A 17,142-nucleotide genomic window follows, 5' to 3' on the forward strand; every position below is an offset into this window, starting at 1 on the left:
TCAATGGGCTCCCGTGTACCCCCCCCTGTCACCAACACCCGCTTGCCCTGCCAATCTTTTTTCCCCCCTGTCCAAAACAAAGCCCGCACGTACTCCTGCAACACCTCCGGCTCTAGCATCCGTCCTTCCCCCACCGCATCGCAGGCCAGGCGGCCACTGGCAGTAGGCAAGGCCCAAAAGCGGGGATCCCGCTGCAGTCGCTGCCAATTCTCCGCCACCGCCTCAGCCTTCCACATGTGTGTATTCATGGCCGGCGCCAAGGCCACCGGACCGCGGGAAGCCAAAACCACATTGGTGAGCAAATTGTCCGCCAGCCCCTGGGCTAGCTTGCCTAAGGTGTTGGCCGAAAGCGGCGCAATCAGGAGAGCCTCGGCCCATTCCCCCAGCTCGATGTGCAGCGGTCGCCCCCGCGTAGCTTGCCAAAACTCGGCATCCGTAAAAACTGGCTGACGGGACAGGGTAGCAAAGGTCAGCGGGGAGATAAACTGCTCGGCGGCTCTGGTTAAAACCACCCTTACTTCTGCCCCCTGCTGCGCCAGAGCTGACACCAAGGCTGCCGTTTTGTAGGCTGCAATTCCCCCGCTCACCCCAACCAAAAGACGCCGCCCCGACCAAAAGAGATCCATATCAGTGAACACTCAAACAGCCTTGCTTCCAGTTTCCCTACTTTTGCCTCCTGCCAGCGACACAAATCCCTCGCCCAAAGGCGCTAGTACTCCGACAGTAGACCTAGCTGAGAACAGCACTTGCAAGCCTATGGCTTGCCTGCGGAGAACCCCTCTTTGCAAAAGTCCAACCCAACTCTACAGGCTCCGTCCCCTAGACAGAATTCACTACTGCGGCTTTGCGCACCCGCCTCCTTAGATCCTACTCGGTTGCCAAACTTATCCCTTCTAACAAGTCTAACAAGATAAGAAAGAGCTGAAGGCAACTCTATTGCAATCGCTATTTGTTTTTGGCTACACTAACTGTTGTCCTTAAACGCGCTGGATATGACTACGACCGGAAAGCCGAAGCCACTCACTGGCCAAGAGCTCCTCGACAAGGTAACCTCCATGGGAAACGCAGATCCCAAGGAGAAAGCTCGCGCTTGCGGTTACGTCACCTATACCAAGAACGGGCAGGAGCGAGTAAATCTGATGCAGTTCAACAACGCCTTGCTCAAGGCTATTGGGGTAGATCTCGGTACCAGTGATGAGAACGGTTCCCGCGGTCGCGCTCCTACCTTCCGGGTTTCGGTTCATAAGAACGGCAACATCCTAATTGGGGCCGCCTATACAAAGAAAATGGGCCTCAAGCCCGGAGATCAGTTTGAGATCAAGTTGGGCCACCACAACATCAAGCTGGAGCGCGTCGACTGATTTCCCATCACCTACCTTGTCGAGGTTCTCTCTAGTAATGCCAGCGTTTCAGGGGGGTACGGTGGGTGGGAAATCTTCCCCCTCCTTGAGGCAGAGAAGGGATCCTCACATCTGTTGAGGATCCCTAGTTGCAATTGTTGAGGGCTCCAGCGTAGAGGGTTCATGAGGGCAACGGATCCGCAGGTTGGGTCACTGCCAAGGGAGTTGCTGCAGTGGGTCTCCTCTCAGCCAGCCCCTGGGCAGCAGGACGCATTTGGCTGCAATTTGAACAACGGCTGACGGTTCAGTTGGAGCCGCTGACAGCGGTCGTTTTCGACGTGTAGGGTAGGGCAGCGAGCTGCTGCTTAAACCGCAGGAGCTCTTGCGCTTCAGCACCAACTCTGCCCTCACCATCCCGATGCAGCCAGGGCTGCCCCTGCAGCAGGTTAGTCAGCTGCGCTTTCGCCCTGAGCCGCAGGACACCTACAAGCTGCACTTGTCCTGTCGTCAAGGCCGTGCTCCCACGAGTGGCAGGCAACCAGAACCTGAAGACGGTGCTAGTTAAGCTGGATTCGAAGCAGCAGCCCCTGATCCTTGGCCATGCTGTACCCATGCCGGTGGTGGTGCGAACCCGCCCCTACGACGAAAAGTTCTACGCTGAGATTGCCAAGCCCAACCGGTTGCAGGTCGAGGATGCGGAGGTGCTTTGGGCAGCTCAAAAAGCCAAGGAGGAGCTGGGGTTGTAGGGAGGACTCCCCCACAGGCCAGTCATCAGGCGCAGCAGAAAGCGCCGCAGTGGCGGGAAAACTATCATCCCCCGGAGAACCCAGCGCCGCCCAACCACTACGGGCCAGTAGGAGTTGGAGAAGGTGCGGGTGAGCAGGTCGGTAAAGAGCAGCACCACCCAGTTTTCCCAACGGCGACGGCGGCCGTAGCGCCGCAGGACTCTAACATCCCCCAGATCCTCCTGCCGCCTGCGAGCCTCCAGCAACACTTGGGCCAGGGCGGCAGCATCGCGGATACCGAGGTTTAGCCCTTGGCCAGCCACCGGATGGCAGTGGTGAGCCGCATCTCCCACCAAGGCCAAGCGGTGCTGATAGTAGCGGCGACTCTGGCGCAGACGAGCGGGGAAGAGCTGAGGCGGGTTCAGCAAGGTCAGGCAGCCGCCCTGGGAACCATAGTAGCGCTGCATCTCGGCCAAGAAGTCAGCCTGAGAAAGAGCCAGCGTGGCTTTGGCCTGCTCATGGGGCAAGATCCAAACTACCTGGCAGCGATTGCCAGGCAAGGGCAGGATGGCAAAGGGCCCAGCAGGCCAAAAGCGTTCGTAGGCGATGTTTTGGTGGTCTTGGGCAGGGGCCACCAGGGCAGTGATACACGACTGCCAGTAGTCCCAGCCGTCGCTCGGGATCCCTGCCCACTGCCGTACCTGGGAGCGCAGACCATCGGCGGCTACTACCAGCGAGGTTGCCAGTCGGCGCTGACCTTGGGCTGTTGTCAGCTCCACCTCAGCCGCGCTTTTCCTGTAGGTAACTCGCTCCACCCTGGCTTCGTAGTAGCAGGTAATGCAGGGATCCGCAGCCACCTGCTCCTGGAGCACCTGCTGCAGCCAGGCATGTTCGCCGCAGTAGAAAACTGCTGTTTCCCCCACATCCTCCGGTCTAAACGTCACCCGCTGGGGAGCGTCGGCGTCTGTCAAAATGACTTGGGCAAAGGGGGTAATGTGGGGAGCTAGGGCCTCCCACACGCCAATTGACCGGAAGATGCGGATTGACAGGGGCGAAAGGGCGTAGGCCAGGGGGCGTTGCCGAACAGCCTCAGACGACTGGGCCTCAACGAGGGCTAAACGCAGGCCGGAGGCTCGGAGGGCACAGGCTAGGGTTAGACCCGTGATGCCTCCGCCGACAATCACCACATCGTAGAAGGCTTCCAAGGTATCTAAAGGGGAAGCAAGGGCTGTCATTTCCCACTTGGGTAGTCAGGTGCTGTAGGCCACTGCCTCCACGCAACTCGAGTTAGCTGGCGTGGCCGCTCGCACGGCTCGGAACATGCCAAAGCGGCAGAGGCCGGTACTGAAGGCCAGGTGCATGAGTAAGAAGGTGGGCACCTCCCGCAGCGACTTGATCAGGCCCACCAAGCCAAACTTTAGCAACCCCTCCGGCCGGACAACCCCCTGCCAGATGGAATCTAACCAAGAAGGAAGAGTCTCTTGGGTCCAGTCGGCAGTCTCCACTCCTCCCTCTACCAGCCCTGTGGCTTCCAGCGCTTCCACAAAGCCTTCGATGCTGGAAAAAGCAGGGTGCGCCCACTGATCCAACAACTGCCGCATCACCAAGCGCTCCCAAAAGTTGAGGGGCTTTTGGCGGTCGTCGCGCTGGTTCCAGTCCGCCACCACTAGAATGCCGCCTGGCTTGAGCACCCGCAGCATCTCGCTAGCATAGCGGGCCTTGTCTGGCATGTGGGGGCCGGCCTCAATGGACCAGACGACATCGAAGCTGGCGTCGGGAAAGGGGAGGTCGAGGGCGTCGGCCACCTGAAATCGCACAGGCAGATCAGGAGGGGTGAGCTCTTGGGCCCGCTTCACCTGCTGCGGACTGATGGTAATGCCGGTTACCACAAAGCCATAGTCGCGAGCCAAGATGCGGCAGCTGCCGCCAATGCCACAGCCCACATCCAGCACTGTTGACCCCGGCGGCAGCCGATCCAGCCCCCCCCAGCGCACCATCTCATGGACAAAGTCGTGCTTAGCCTGGATGAAGTTTTTCCGCCGCGGCGGGGATCCGTAGTGGCCCAGGTGGATGTGTTCGCCCCAGTAAAACTCCAGGATCCCGTCCCGCGTCCACTCGTCGTAGGCGCGGGCTACCGACTCAGGAGAGCGATACTTGCGAGCAGTCAGCACGTAGGCCGCTAGACCTACCCCTAGGAGCAAAACTGGGGCCAAAATCCAAGGCATTGGGCGCATGAATAACTAGAGGCTGCTCGAGTTGAGACAGACAGAATCCCAAAAGCTCACTAGGGCATTATAGCCTTGGAGAGCCAGTTTTCTTGACCCCGCGGAGGTTACTAGGCTCCTCCTCGCGAGTCTGAGAGATACAAAGAGATACAAAAAACAGCGCCTTTCTCCCTGCTAGCAGCAGGAAGACTTCTGGCGCCTCTTGCAAGGGGCCTCTTTGAGGATCCCCCCAAAGCACTTGCCTGGAGCTTAGCTCATGCTAACTCGCGTACGGTCGTAGGTCAAGCGGAAGGTGGGGTGCACTTTCCCTTGGATACGGTTCCAGAAGTTGCGCACATTGGTGTGCAGGCCAACCCGCTCCGTACCGCGTACCAGCATCGCCTGCTGCCGAATTCGAATAGCGCGTTGGTGGCCCGCCATCAGCCGACGAGCTAGCTCATCCAAAACGTGGGAACGGCCAGGGGTTGCTGCCGCCTCGGAGGCTACTGCTGGAATCTCTTGAGCCACTGCCTCAGCCGCTTTGGGACGATAGGCTACTCCCCGGTAGAGAAAGTCCAAGTTGGTGGACAAAACCAGCGGCTTGGTTAGGTGGCGGAACCGCCAGTCCAGCCCTCGATAACGGCCCCCCACCTTGCCAGGGGAAACGGTCACGGTCGCCGGTGAGAAGGTGTAACCGACACCACGGTAAGAGAGTTTCATCATCTTCGCCTCCAAAGTTGAGAGTTGTTGGTATCCCCTTCACCTCCCAAGGTGAGAGGTGAGCTGGGATATTTTGCAAACAGCTACAGGGGTTGAGGCGCGTTCCTTCGGGATAGCTCCCTACTTCCGTCCTCTGGCTGTGGGGTTGCTCTTGAGCCCGCCAGAGGATGAACGATTTCTTCATTTCGTATTATAAGCTACGGTTTTGAGGTTTTCTAGGTAACCTTTAACAAAAATTTTGGCCGCTCTCCCCCGGGGCTACCCCTGCTGGACTGGAGTGCGCGGGGATCTGTCCACGCGGCTGAGGGAAGCAGTATCGTGGAAGAGCCCTCAGGATCGGCTACAAAAGTTCATATTTCGGGGTGGGTGTCCCTGTGCAGGAAGACTTTCGCCTGATTCTGGACATTGCCACAGTACTGGCGGCAGCGGCAGCAGGAGGGCTTCTAGCGGCACTGCTGCGGCAGCCAGTGCTTTTGGGTTACTTGCTAGCCGGGATCCTAGTGGGGCCAACAGGGCTGGGGTGGATTAAAGAGGTGGTGCAGGTGGAAACCCTGGCCCAGTTTGGCGTGACCTTTTTGCTGTTTACCTTGGGGGTGGAGTTTTCCCTCAAAGAACTGCGCCAAGTGCGCGGGATTGCTCTAGGCGGCGGCCTTTTGCAGATTGGCCTAACGATTGCAGTCACAGCGGTGCTGGCAGTGGCCAGTGGCTGGCTGACGCCGGTGCAGGGGATCTTTTTGGGGGCGGTGCTCTCCTTGTCTTCCACGGCGGTGGTGCTCAAAAGCCTCACCGAGACCAACCAGATGGGCACGCCCCAGGCCCAGGCCATGCTGGGGATCTTGATCGTGCAGGATTTGGCGGTAGGGCTAATGCTGGCGGTGTTGCCAGCTTTGGATGCTCCCCTGCCGAAGCTGGCGGGATCCCTGGCTAAGTCAGTAGCGGAAATTGGCCTGGTGGCAGTAGGAGCAGTGCTGGGGGGTATTTGGCTGGTGCCCGCCTTGCTGCGGCTATTGGCCCAGCAGGAGAACAAAGAGGTATTCCTACTGGGGGTCATCAGCCTCTGCGTGGGGATTGCTCTCCTAACCGAGCGGCTGGGCCTTTCCAGCGAGATCGGGGCTTTCATTGCGGGGCTGATGATTTCGGAAGTGGAATACGCCGACCAAACCCTGGCCTACGTAGAGCCCTTGCGGGATGTGTTTGCTGCCCTCTTTTTTGCTGCCATTGGCATGCTCATCGATCCCCGCTTCATTGCTGACCACCTGACGCTGATTCTGGGGCTGGTGGGGCTAGTGATGGTGGGCAAGTTTTGCCTGGTGGCGCCTCTGGCTGGGCTGTTTGGCTACCCCCTCCCGGCGGCGGTGTTGGTAGGGCTGGGCCTTTCTCAGATTGGCGAGTTTTCCTTTGTCCTGGCCAGCGAGGGGCAGGCCCTGGGACTGGTGTCGCGGCAGCTGTATTTGCTCATTGTCAGCACCACTGCTGTTACCTTGCTTGTCACTCCCTTTTTGCTTAAGGGCGCGCCGGGGCTGCTGAGGAAACTGCAAGGGATCCCCTTCTTGTCTCGCTGGCTAGCAGCAGACGAGCGGCCTCGCGACCTGGATGCCAGGGCTCCTCAAGAGGGCCACGTGGTGGTGTGTGGCTACGGTCGGGTGGGGCAGGATGTGGTGCGCATTCTGCAGGCCCGTCGCCATCCCCTTTTGGTAGTTGACTCCTCGGAACAGGTCATCCAACAGCTGCGCTCGCAGGGGATCCCCTACCTCTACGGCAATGCTGCCAGCGCCCTGGTGCTGGAGAAAGCTCGCCTGAACCAAGCTCACGCCCTGGTCATTGCCTTGCCAGATCGTCTAAGCACCCGCCTCTGCCTCAAACAGGCGCTAGAACTGGCGCCCCACCTGGAGGTAGTGGTGCGGGCCACTCACGAAGAGGACATCGAACAGCTCTACCAGTTGGGGGCTAGAGAAGTCGTCCACCCGGAATTTGAGGCCAGCTTGGGGCTGTGCAGTCACCTGTTGCTCCAGCTGGGCGAGCCCCTGGAGGTTGTCCAGCAGGAGATCCTAGCCATCCGCAGCAGCCACTACCGCAACCTGCGACCTCTCCCCCCCAGTTGCCTAATCCCCACGTCTGTCAGCTGGCCGCCACCGCCTCCTGCTAACGGCAGCCATGACGCTAGTCCATCGGAATCGGTGCTGGCTTGGTGGGAGCAGTGGCGGCGCCCCGGGCAGCCGGAATGGGCAGGGATCCCTAGCTCGGCTGAGTGAGAACACAAGCTGGGGCAAGACTAAGCTGGGCGACTTACTCTCTGGGAGGTCTCTGTGCGCTGGCCTGTTTGGCTACCCAGACCACTCGCTTGGTTGAGAGCCTTTGCTCTGCTTGCCCTTTTGGCTCTCGTGGCAGGGGTAGGGAGGACTCTTCTATTTTGGGGAGCAGTAGCCAGCGCTATTTTCGAGAACAAGGCACTTCTGGGGGTAGCCTTTGCCACGACCTTGGGTGTCATGGCGTGCCTTGTTGCCTACGTCCATCATTGGCTCACCGGCCCAGAGAACAGGCGTCACCCTACCTTGAGAAGTTGGAGAGGAGGGATTGGGGCAATAGGTGTGGCCGGGGCCAGCTCGGTTATAGGGTAGTTTCAACGCTGCCCTCAACTTGGTCAAGTGGTATCTGGCTACCTGCAGCTTGCGGGGGAGAGAATTCAGCGGCAGCAACTACCCCCGGGGTGGCGTTGCCGCTTCCGGGTAGATAACCAACATCCCCTCGTAGAGGATCTGGCCGGGCTGCAGCTCCAAGCGATCAATGCGCACACCTGGATCCAACTGGATGGGAAAATCCGCCAGGCCGGGGATAGGGATCTCCTGACCTTTACTTATCCACACAGGGTTAACCAGCCGCAACTGGCTAGGGCCCTGAGCCTGCAGCCCAGTCAGCACCGTAACGGGCACCTCCGCCCCCTCAGGAGTAACCAGTTGGGCCCGGATGCGCAGCCGCCCTGGCTCTAGGGCAACCTGGGGCTGGCGGATTAAAAAGGGAACCGTTTGCTCTCCAAAGGGCAGTTGCACCCGCGCTTGGGCCAGTTGCGACTGGATGAGGGGAGCCTGAAGGGTGCGATTCAAGTCTGCTTCCGTGAGGCGCAAGCTTACCTGCACTGGCACAGGGGCCAACAGCCGCAGGGGGCTGCGCCCTTGAATAGCTTCCCCCACATTGAGGCGAATATCTTGGCCCCGCAGCCGCAGATGGCTGATCTGGAAGCCTTGGTAGATGAGGTTGTCTCCTGAGACCTGAGCTTGAGGGATCTGACCCTTGAGAATCTGGGCGTCGGAACCGGCAATTTGCACCTGCAAGTTGTCCACCTGCTGCACCTCAGAGCGAATCCAGGCAGCCACCAGAGGATTGAGCAGGGATCCGGCAATTTGGGCAAAGGCAGGCCAGGGCAAAAACATAGCAGGCAGGCCAAGCAGCAGAGCAAACCCCAGCCGCTGCCCCCCGGCGGAGGGCCGTTGTTGGCGGCTAGTTGTTGGCTTCAGGGGGAGAGAGTCCTGTTCAGGCCAAGATGGGGACAGCACGAGGCACCTCAGGGGAATAAGAACCAAAAGGCGAGAAGCTAGGGGACTTTCTCGGGCCAGGCTAGGACTAGATTACGACAGGGCGGTGGCAGCGCCCAGGAGCTTCTCGCGCACTCTTGGGGAAGCTAGCCGTCTATCAACTGCCACCAAAGATACCCCAACCGCAGGTAGTGAAGCCGCAAGCCAGGGAAAGGGAAAACCCGCGGCGGCTGACGAAAGAGGGCACTGATCTGGGGTCGATTACCGGCGATATCCTGAGCCAAGATTTTGCCCGCCCACACCCCTGTGGCCACACCGCTGCCATGGTAGGCTAGGCCGTACCACAGGCTGGGATCCGTTGGCGAAGGGCCGATGTGAGGGTGAAGCTGGCGGGAGAGGCAAACCAAGCCATTCCAGGCGTACTCAATCTCCACCCCCTCCCAGGCGGGAAAGAGGCGGTAGAGCCGCTGCACCATCCAAGCTTGCAGGCGCTGCCGTTGCGCTGGGTCGTCGCAGGTGCCATCCCGCCCCCCAAACAGCAGCCGCCCATCGGGCAAGAGACGGTAGTAGAACAGAAGCCGCCGCGTGTCGTAGACAGGGGTCGGATCCCACCAGCCCTGAGCTTTTTGCTCCGCTGGCGTCAGGGGACGAGTCACCACAATGTTGGAAAGCACCGGCAGCAGGGATCCCGCCAGTTGGGGATAGAGGTGGGCTGGCGTGTAGCCGTTGGTGGCAATCACCAGGTGGCGCGCCCGCACCGTCCCCCCCGGCGTATGGCAAAGGTGGTAGGATCCCACTTTCTCCCAGGCGATAACCGGGCTAGCGCTGTATAGCTGGGCTCCCCACCGGCGGGCAGCCTGAGCTAGCCCCTGGGTAAGCTTGAGGGGGTTGAGGCCAAAACCAATGCCAATGTGGAGAGCGCCGTAGTTCTCCCGACTGTCGAAGCCCCGCTCCCGCAGCTCTTTGGGGCTAAGGAGCTGAACGGGGTAGCCGGCCACCTGGGTGTAGATCTGGTATTCCGCCTCCAACTCCTGCCAAGCACTGGGGCGATGGGCCACCGCGTACCAGCCCTGGCCCTGGGCATCCAGGGAAAAGCCCTCGGTAGCAGCCAGCTCTTGGACGGTTTCCACTGCCTGCCATTGATCCCGGTAGTAGCGCTCCGTCTCCGCTAGCCCTACCCGCCGTACCATCTGGGCGTGAGTCAGGCAGCTTGCCCCCACGCCGCAGAAACCGCCATTACGCCCCGAGGCCCCCCAGCCCAGGGATCCCGCCTCCAGCAGGCAGGCGGAAATGCCGTGATCGCGGACTAGGTGCAGGGCTGTCGAAAGCCCTGTGAACCCGCCCCCAATGATGGCTACCTCAGCCTCCACCTGCCCTTGCAGAGGTGCTGGGTGTCGCCAACTGGAGTCTGCTATCGTGCTGTCCCAGTAACTGCCAACTGGATAGGAAGGATCGTAGGTTCTAGCAGGATAGGGGTTTGTTTTGGGGCAAAAACTCCAAGAAAGCATAGAAGCCCTGAGGTCAAGAACTCGTTCTTGAAAGTTCAGAAAATCCGCTTCTGCAGCAGCAGCCTCTTCGGCAGCGAGCAGCAGTAGGAAGCTTTGCTGCCTGTCCCCGCTGGCCAAGGCCCTGCAGCAGCTACTGAAGATGGAAAACAGCAGCCAACTGTTGCCCACACCCCTTACACTAGGGGCGCATAGCTAGCTACCCCCCTCGCCTGAGCTAGGGTAGGGGCGGGGCGGATCCCCTGCCGGGATAGACAAATTGGACAAACTTTCCCTCTGCCCCAATGAGCCTTTCTGCTGGCCAAAGGGTGCGGCTGTTGCCAAAGGCTGGTATTCCAGCCCTAACCAGGGCTGCAGTCTCGACTGTTACCGCTAAGGATTTTGGTGAGCAGGTAGAGCTTGTCCATCTTTCTTTCCAAGGTCAAACCGCTTTCCCCGCACGGGGAAGCCAGGCTGCCCAAGCCAGCGCCCGTGTCACCGACCCAGTAGCTTCACCAGCAAAACGCCCAACCCGTACAGGAACGTGATCGCGCCGGCTAGGAGGCTCTGGGTAAGGGGATCCGTGGAAGGGGTAAGAATGGCCCCCGCCACCACTGAAGCCACAACGACGTAGCGCCAGCCCTTGAGCATCTGCTCGGCAGTTACCAGCCCCAAAGCCCCCAGCAGTGCCTGCAGAATTGGCACCTGAAAGGCCAAGCCAGTGCTGAACATCAACAGCAGCACAAACTCAAAGTAGCGATCGATGGACCATGCCTGCTCCACTACCCCTTCCCCATAGCGAATAAAGAAGTTCAGCGCTGCCGGAATGAGAAGGTAGTAGGCAAAGGCTAAGCCCGCCACAAACAAGAGGCTGGATCCCAGCACCGCCGGTCCCAGCAGCCTGATCTCCTTGACGCTTAGCCCTGGCAACACAAAGCGGACGATTTGGTAGAGCAAAAAGGGCGTGGCCAAGAGCAAGCCGGCATAGGCCGCTACCTTGAGGGAGACGAAGAAGTACTCGCCCGGCGCCAGTTGCAGGAAGGTTACCCCCTGGGCTGGCACCTCCAGAAAAGCAACAAGGCGGTTTACCCCCAGAAAACAGGCGACGATGCACAGGCCCACAGCAATGAGGCTGGCCAAGAGGCGGCGGCGCAGCTCCTCCAGGTGCTCCATCAAGGTCATCTCGACCTCGTAGGGAAACTCTGGATTGGGCGGCCGCGTGGGCGCTTGCGCTGGCGCAGCTTGCTGCGAGGAGTCAGTCTCAGAGGCAAGGGGCATGAGCCGGCTGGTAACACAACCTTTCCCGCTATCTTAGCCTTGCCCCAGCCTCAAGGAAAAGCGCCCGCCCAACACGCCCCCCTCAGCATGGGTCAGCGCACCGCTGTTCCAGGAAACTCTTTATAGGTGGCGGTTAACGGCAAGCAAGGGGAGCCAACTTCCCCTCCCAGGTAAGATGGTTACGCGGTGCTAACTGCCGGCTTTGCGGCAAGACAGCGTCTATTCCAGACTGGGGATGGAGGTATGGGACAAGGGCAACTCCGGCGCGGCATCCTAATTGGTCTGGGCCTGCTGGCGGCCATGAGCGTGTGGGTAATCGCTTGGCTGCTCACCCAAAGTCCGCTGGCCTTGTTGCTGGTTCGCCATGAGCTGCCGCCGATTGTGGGCCTGGCCCCCCGCTCCACCCAGGCGCTGCTGCTGCTAGCTGTTCCCCTGGAAAATCTGCAGGCATTCTGGCAAGCGGCAACCCCCGCCTCCCAACGACGCGCTACCCGCCAGCAGTGGCGCAAATTTTTCTCCAGCGAAGGTCCAGGATGGCTGGGATCCCTCTTGGCGGGGGGATCCCTGAATTTCGAGCGGGAGGTGCAGCCCTGGCTGGGAAAAAGCACCCTCTTGGCCAGCTTGCCGGAGTGGGGCACCTTGGTTGCCCTGGAAATCCGCAAGCCGGCGCTGGCGCAGTTTGAGCTCAACCTGTTGTGGGAGCGGCAGAGTTTGGCCGGTCTGCCGGTCCAGGTGGACACCTACAAGGGCATCCAGGTAGTTTCCAGTCCGCTGCCAGGGTTGCCGGGGTTTGCGGCAGCCCTTTTCGGGGAGCGCTACGTGCTTTTGGCGGAGAAGGCAGCAGCCCTTCGCGCCGCTATCGATGCCTGGCAGGTGCCGCAGCTGTCGCTCATGGCCGAGCCGCAGTTTCGGCAGGTCATCCAGGCGCTGCCACCGGCGCAGGTAGGTTGGGCCTTCTGGCAAAATCCGCAGCCGGCCTCCGCTGAAGGGTTGACCTTGCAGGCGGTGGGGCTGGGGCTAGGGGTGAGCTTTCAGGGTTTGCTAGCAGAAACGGCTGCCCTTTGGCATACGCCTGCCAACTTTGCCCTGCCTAGGAGCGAAGCTTTTCGTCCCCAGGTTATTGGTCAGCTGCCCGACGAGACGCTGGCGCTGGTGTCTGGCCGCAACTGGGCTGTCTTTTGGCAGAGCCTGGGACAGGTGCAGCCCCTCCGCCTTCTGGGATTGCCGCTGGATCCGGGTCAGTGGGGGCCAGCCCAGGTCGACCTGGACTGGCAGCGGCTGGTGCCGGAAACGGGAGAGTTTGCCCTTGCCCTTCTACCCGCGGATGGGAAACCGGCCTGGCTCTGGGTTGGCAAGAGGCCGGAGGCACCGACGCTGGATGAGCGGGCAATTGCGCAGGGCTGGCAGGTGGTGTCGATGGCAACAAAACACGGCGTCGCCACCGCCTGGAGCAAACCCGTAGTCCAGCCCCTAGCAGAGTTGGTGCCTCAGAACCTGCCCGCGATCCCAAAGCCGCCGCCGCTAGCCCAGGTGTATCACGCTGACCGGGACGGCTATTCCTATCTGGCTTCGTCTTTGGCGGCTCTGGAAGCGGCCCTGGCAGATCCCCCCTTGAGCGCCACTCGTGCCTGGCGCCGCCTGGTGGCTCCCCTGCCTCACCGCAACCTGGGTTATGGATATGGATCCTTAGGCTTACTGGAAACCTGGCTGCCTCAGCTTTCGGGATCCCGCTGGTCATCCACTCGCTTTGCCTTTGCCACTACTGCCCTGAAGTTCTCTGAAGCTCCCTACCCCGATCGGGGCCGCTGGCTTCTCCAGAGGGGCAAGCTGTTTTGGCAGTGGTATTAGACTATCCAGGGATCGCGGCAGCCGGGGTAGATGAACTTGGCCAAATAGACTTGGTTGCCCGTCTCGTTCCATTCCACAAAGTCAAAGATTTGGGTCAGCAGGAGCACCCCCCGGCCCGATTCCTCGGTTTCCAAGAGGCCGCAGCGGCAGCGCTGCAGCTCTTGCTGGGGACAGAAGCCGGATCCCTGATCCCGCACTAGCCACTGGTAGAAGCGCTCGGAGCTGGTGTATTCGACGATCACCCTCTTGTTGGGATCCAGACCATTGCCATGGCGGACAGCGTTGATGATGGCTTCTTGCAGGCCCAGGCGTACCTCTGCCTTCCAGGGGGGAGGAACTTTGGCAACCAACAGATCCAGAATCGGCTGAGTGTAGAGGGTGGAGGGAAAGCTGATAACGCTCCAGGAGCAATGGGCGGGTTTTAGGGACAGGGCAATCACAGGGGCGGTCTTCCCGGCGCACAACGCTCTTGTCGATCTTAGCAATGGCCGTCTGCGTCGGCCGGCGCAGGCCAGTTTCGGGAAAGGGGTGGCCATTTTTGCCGTACCATCTTGAGTGGTGAAGCTCTTCGCGGTTACCCCTGTTGCTATGGTGATCAAAGTTGGCGATAAAGTTAGGGTGCGCTCCATTCGCGATCGCGGGCAGGAAGAGGTGAGCGCCCTGGTGGGCAAGGAGGGCGTGGTCCTGGCGCGTCGGGTGGTCGATGGCAGTGGCATTGGCTATATCCTGGAATTTCCTGACCGCTCGCGGCACTGGTTTTTCGAGAGTGAGGTGGAGGAGGTCGATTCCAACCCGACGCAGGAGAAGGCTCGCTGAAGCTCTGGAGGCAGCCAAGCAGGCTTCCCTATGCTGGTGTTTCGGCTTGGTAGCCAGCTTCGGCGCCGTTGTTGTAGAGCTAGGGAAGCTTATAATATCTTGCCGTTTTGGGAGGTAGCTGTGGCTTCTCCCCATTTAAATCGCCGTTTGTTGGCCCGCCAGATGGCTGCGCAAGTGGATGGCCTGACCGTCAAAATGGCTGCCGCTGCCCTAGAGGCAATGCTAGACAGCATCAGCCAATGTCTGGCGGAAGGAGGATCCGTGCGGCTGGCGCGCTTTGGCACCTTCTTGCTGCGGCCCCGTCCGGCCCGGCAAACCTATCACCCCCGCACTAAGGCTCCTGTCCACATCCCGGCTGCCCAAGTGCCCTATTTTGTCCCCAGCCCGGAGCTGGGACGCCCTAGGAGAAAACGCCGAGGGGATCTGGAAGCGCCGCCATCCGTCTAGAATGGCCGTTCTGGTTTGGTTTCGCACCGATTTGCGCCTACTGGATCACCAGCCGCTGACGCGCGCTTGCCAGCAGGGATCCTTCCTCATTCCCCTCTACTGCCTGGATCCGCGCCACTTTGGCCGGACGGCCTTTGGCTTTCCTAAGACCGGTCCTTTCCGCGCCCAGTTCCTGCTGGAAAGCCTGGCTGACCTGCGGCAGCAGCTTCGGGCCCGCGGCTCTGATCTGGTCATCCGCCAAGGCCAGCCGGAGCAGGTGATCCCGGCCCTGGCGCGGGAGTGGGGGGTGAAGGCTGTCTATGCCCACGAAGAGGTGGGCACGGAGGAGGAGGCGGTTGCCAGGGCCCTGCAGCAAGCGCTTCAGCCCTTAGGGATCCCGCTGCACCTGGAGTGGGGCCACACTCTCTACCATCCTGCTGACCTCCCCTTTGCCCTGGCAGACCTGCCGGAGGTGTTCACCCGCTTCCGCCAGCAGGTGGAAGCCAAGGCCGCCATTCGCGCTCCCCTGCCCATCCCCTCCCTGCCGCCCCTGCCGCCAGGGCTGGACCCTGGCCCTCTGCCCACTCTGGCGGAGCTGGGGTTGAGCTTGCCGCCGCCGGATCCCCGCGCCCGCTTTGTCTATACCGGCGGCAGCACCGCTGCCCAGGCGCGCCTGCAGATCTACATCTGGGATCTGGATCGGCTGCGCGTCTACAAAGAAACCCGCAACGGCATGCTGGATCCCAACGACAGCTCGCGTCTTTCTGCCTGGTTGGCGTTGGGTTGCCTTTCTCCTCGCACGGTGTATGCCGAAGTCAAGCGCTACGAGGAGGAGCGGGTGCGCAACGAATCCACCTACTGGCTGGTCTTCGAGCTGCTGTGGCGGGATTACTTTCGCTTCATCCTGGCCAAGCATGGCGCCAAGCTGTTTCGTCCCTCGGGGATCCAAGGGATCCCCATCCCCTGGCAGCAGGACTGGGACCGCTTTCAGGCTTGGTGCCGCGGCGAGACCGGCTACCCTCTGGTGGATGCCAACATGCGGGAGTTGGCCGCCACCGGCTTTATGTCCAACCGCGGGCGGCAGAATGTGGCCAGCTTTCTCACCAAGAACCTGGGGATCGACTGGCGCTTGGGGGCGGAATGGTTTGAATCGCTGCTGATTGACTACGACGTGGCCAGCAACTACGGCAACTGGAACTACACCGCCGGCGTGGGCAACGATGCCCGCGGCTTTCGCTACTTCCACATTCCCAAGCAATCCCGCGACTACGATCCCCAGGGCCACTACTTACGCCACTGGCTGCCGGAGCTGGCCGGGATCCCGGGGGACAAGATCCACGAGCCCTACCGCCTCAGCGCTGCTGAGCAAAAGCAGTTTGGCGTGCGGCTGGGGGTAGACTATCCCCGCCCCGTGGTGGATTTGGGAAAGTCCCTGCAGGCCAGTCGGCGGGCTTACGAAGCGGCCCTGGCCCGCCACCGTGGCGGCTAGGAGGATCCCCTCGAAACGGGAGTGGCGGGCTAGGGGACGACGCGGCTAAGACGCCGCAAGCCAGGCAGGCCAGCATCCGCCACCACCAAGCTGCCGTCTGGCAAGGCAAGCAGAGAGCCAGGCCGCTGGAAGCGAGCTGAGACCACCGGGCCATCCTGCCAGCCCGGCTCATCCCCCCCGGCCAGGGTAGAGACCTGCCCGCTGGGCTGAAGACGGCGAATGCGGCGGTTGTCTTGGTCGGCCAGCCAGAGGACCCCCGCACTGTCGAAGGCCAGCCCCGCAAGGGTTTGAAAACGGGCCTCCGCCAGAGGGCCATCGCGGTAGCCTGCTTCCGCCTGGGAGAGGGTGGTCAGGTGTCCGTTGGCAGAGAGCCGGCGCAGGCGATGCCTATCGGCAATCCAGAGGTTACCCGCCTTGTCCACTGCCAGAGCTGTCGGCTCCAGAAGCTGGGCTTGCTCTGCCGGCCCATCGGCGGATCCCGGCTGGCCGGTGCCAGCGGCCGTCGTCACTTTGCCCGTGGGAGTGATGCGGCGGATGCGGCGGTTGGCGCGATCGGCCACGTAAAGGCTGCCGTCCAGACCCAGGGCCAGGCCAAAGGGTTCGCGAAACTGCGCCTCGTCGCGCTCTCCATCTCGGTGGCCGGCTGAACAAGTGCCGGCAAAGGTTCTCACCCGCCGCTGTCGGCTGATGTAGCGCAGGCAATGGTTGCCGCTGTCGGCCACCCACAACCCCCCCTTGGGATCCCAAAGTAGCCCTTGGGGGGAGTGAAACTGGGCCTGCTCCGCCGCCCCATCCCGGTGGCCGGCCTTGCCGCTGCCCGCCCACACCTCCAGTTCCCCTTCGGGGGAAAGCCGGAAAATGCGGTGCTGGGCCGGGTCGGCTAAGTAAAAGAACCCCTCGGGGTCTGCGGCAATGCCGCCGATCTGCTGCAGGAAGATCCCGGCCTCCCCTTCGTTATCGGAGCTGCTGCCCTCCGGCTTGGCTGCCGCAGCGGTGCGGCCATTGAGGAGGGTCTCCACTCGCCAGCCCAAGGCCGCCGTAGGAGTGGGGGTGGGAGTGGGCCACTCGTAAACCCAGGTTCCCAGTCCTTGTCCTTCAGCGTCGGCCACCGCCACCCAGACCGTGCCGGAAAGAGAGGCTGGCGGCATCACCGTCAGACTGTTGCGGCTGCGCGAGCGAATTTCCCCCCTCAGGATGCGCTCCGGATTGGCGGCTGAGGCAAAAAGAACGCTTTCCACCCGCTCCAGATTTTCCCCCGACAGCAACAACGGCTGGCCGGGCG

The 17,142-nt window shown here is 61.4% G+C and carries 16 protein-coding genes and 1 riboswitch; of the genes, 7 read left to right on the forward strand and 9 right to left on the reverse strand.

The features are described from left to right. Positions 1–626 (reverse strand): bifunctional phosphopantothenoylcysteine decarboxylase/phosphopantothenate--cysteine ligase CoaBC (gene coaBC, locus NW812_RS04975; RefSeq protein ID WP_414394659.1); only part of this gene is annotated, 626 nt, incomplete at its 3' end. 429 nt (positions 627–1,055) lie between these two features. Here coaBC and NW812_RS04980 point away from each other — a divergent pair. Further along, positions 1,056–1,361 (forward strand): AbrB family transcriptional regulator, encoded by a 306-nt coding sequence (locus NW812_RS04980; protein ID WP_414394661.1) that lies wholly within the window; start codon positions 1,056–1,058, stop codon positions 1,359–1,361. Positions 1,362–1,867: 506 nt separating this feature from the next. Beyond that, positions 1,868–2,086, forward strand: a complete 219-nt coding sequence (locus NW812_RS04985; RefSeq protein WP_414394663.1) for a hypothetical protein — start codon at positions 1,868–1,870, stop codon at positions 2,084–2,086. Here the strand turns inward: NW812_RS04985 and NW812_RS04990 are convergent. The 3 genes from NW812_RS04990 to NW812_RS05000 form a co-directional block, all read right to left on the reverse strand. After that, complete coding sequence (locus NW812_RS04990; RefSeq protein WP_414394665.1) at positions 2,056–3,300, reverse strand: FAD-dependent hydroxylase; 1,245 nt, start codon at positions 3,298–3,300, stop codon at positions 2,056–2,058. The two genes, NW812_RS04985 and NW812_RS04990, sit on opposite strands and share 31 nt — an antisense overlap. Positions 3,301–3,315: 15 nt before the next feature. Further along, a complete protein-coding gene (locus tag NW812_RS04995; RefSeq protein WP_414394667.1) occupies positions 3,316–4,299 on the reverse strand; it encodes a methyltransferase domain-containing protein in 984 nt (327 codons plus the stop codon). A gap of 240 nt (positions 4,300–4,539) precedes the next feature. Next, complete coding sequence (locus NW812_RS05000; RefSeq protein WP_414394668.1) at positions 4,540–4,989, reverse strand: DUF4278 domain-containing protein; 450 nt, start codon at positions 4,987–4,989, stop codon at positions 4,540–4,542. 96 nt (positions 4,990–5,085) lie between these two features. After that, positions 5,086–5,165: riboswitch (Glutamine riboswitch) on the reverse strand. 198 nt (positions 5,166–5,363) lie between these two features. Here NW812_RS05000 and NW812_RS05005 point away from each other — a divergent pair. After that, positions 5,364–7,241, forward strand: a complete 1,878-nt coding sequence (locus NW812_RS05005) for a cation:proton antiporter (RefSeq protein ID WP_414394669.1) — start codon at positions 5,364–5,366, stop codon at positions 7,239–7,241. A gap of 444 nt (positions 7,242–7,685) precedes the next feature. On the opposite strand, the gene NW812_RS05010 is transcribed toward NW812_RS05005, so the two are convergent. The 3 genes from NW812_RS05010 to tatC form a co-directional block, all read right to left on the reverse strand. After that, a complete protein-coding gene (locus tag NW812_RS05010) occupies positions 7,686–8,540 on the reverse strand; it encodes a DUF2993 domain-containing protein (protein ID WP_414394671.1) in 855 nt (284 codons plus the stop codon). Positions 8,541–8,665: 125 nt separating this feature from the next. Further along, a complete protein-coding gene (locus tag NW812_RS05015) occupies positions 8,666–9,889 on the reverse strand; it encodes an NAD(P)/FAD-dependent oxidoreductase (protein WP_414394673.1) in 1,224 nt (407 codons plus the stop codon). Positions 9,890–10,498: 609 nt separating this feature from the next. Continuing rightward, entirely contained in the window at positions 10,499–11,185 is a 687-nt protein-coding gene (tatC, locus tag NW812_RS05020) for a twin-arginine translocase subunit TatC (protein WP_414394817.1), read from the reverse strand. Positions 11,186–11,524: 339 nt separating this feature from the next. Between tatC and NW812_RS05025 the strand changes: the two genes are divergently transcribed. Beyond that, complete coding sequence (locus NW812_RS05025) at positions 11,525–13,129, forward strand: DUF3352 domain-containing protein (protein WP_414394674.1); 1,605 nt, start codon at positions 11,525–11,527, stop codon at positions 13,127–13,129. On the opposite strand, the gene NW812_RS05030 is transcribed toward NW812_RS05025, so the two are convergent. Next, the gene (locus NW812_RS05030) at positions 13,126–13,569 is read right to left on the reverse strand and encodes an ATP-binding protein (RefSeq protein ID WP_414394675.1); all 444 of its coding nucleotides are present in this window, start codon (positions 13,567–13,569) and stop codon (positions 13,126–13,128) included. The genes NW812_RS05025 and NW812_RS05030 overlap by 4 nt on opposite strands. Positions 13,570–13,717: 148 nt before the next feature. On the opposite strand from NW812_RS05030, the gene NW812_RS05035 reads away from it, so the two are divergent. The 3 genes from NW812_RS05035 (at position 13,718) to NW812_RS05045 (ending at position 15,860) form a co-directional block, all read left to right on the forward strand. Continuing rightward, entirely contained in the window at positions 13,718–13,945 is a 228-nt protein-coding gene (locus tag NW812_RS05035; RefSeq protein ID WP_041438789.1) for a cytochrome b6f subunit family protein, read from the forward strand. Between the two features lie 120 nt (positions 13,946–14,065). Beyond that, a complete protein-coding gene (locus tag NW812_RS05040) occupies positions 14,066–14,392 on the forward strand; it encodes an HU family DNA-binding protein (protein ID WP_414394677.1) in 327 nt (108 codons plus the stop codon). A 1-nt stretch (position 14,393) separates the two neighbouring features. After that, on the forward strand, positions 14,394–15,860 hold the full coding sequence (locus NW812_RS05045; protein WP_414394679.1) for a DASH family cryptochrome: 1,467 nt from the start codon (positions 14,394–14,396) through the stop codon (positions 15,858–15,860). Between the two features lie 29 nt (positions 15,861–15,889). Here NW812_RS05045 and NW812_RS05050 read toward each other — a convergent pair. Then, positions 15,890–17,142, reverse strand: a 1,253-nt coding sequence (locus tag NW812_RS05050) for a hypothetical protein (RefSeq protein ID WP_414394681.1), incomplete at its 5' end; no start/stop codon positions are given.

Origin of the sequence: Synechococcus sp. O70.2, assembly GCF_047462135.1 — a bacterium.
Taxonomy (GTDB): domain Bacteria; phylum Cyanobacteriota; class Cyanobacteriia; order Thermostichales; family Thermostichaceae; genus Thermostichus.

What these genes read in the sequence shown, in the direction of transcription:
- NW812_RS04980 (WP_414394661.1), top strand. Translation starts at nt 1,056, where the DNA reads ATGGGAAACGCAGATCCCAAGGAGAAAGCTCGCGCTTGCGGTTACGTC.
- NW812_RS04990 (WP_414394665.1), bottom strand. Translation starts at nt 3,300, where the DNA reads ATGACAGCCCTTGCTTCCCCTTTAGATACCTTGGAAGCCTTCTACGAT.
- NW812_RS04995 (WP_414394667.1), bottom strand. Translation starts at nt 4,299, where the DNA reads ATGCGCCCAATGCCTTGGATTTTGGCCCCAGTTTTGCTCCTAGGGGTA.
- NW812_RS05000 (WP_414394668.1), bottom strand. Translation starts at nt 4,989, where the DNA reads ATGAAACTCTCTTACCGTGGTGTCGGTTACACCTTCTCACCGGCGACC.
- tatC (WP_414394817.1), bottom strand. Translation starts at nt 11,185, where the DNA reads ATGACCTTGATGGAGCACCTGGAGGAGCTGCGCCGCCGCCTCTTGGCC.
- NW812_RS05025 (WP_414394674.1), top strand. Translation starts at nt 11,525, where the DNA reads ATGGGACAAGGGCAACTCCGGCGCGGCATCCTAATTGGTCTGGGCCTG.
- NW812_RS05035 (WP_041438789.1), top strand. Translation starts at nt 13,718, where the DNA reads ATGGTGATCAAAGTTGGCGATAAAGTTAGGGTGCGCTCCATTCGCGAT.
- NW812_RS05045 (WP_414394679.1), top strand. Translation starts at nt 14,394, where the DNA reads ATGGCCGTTCTGGTTTGGTTTCGCACCGATTTGCGCCTACTGGATCAC.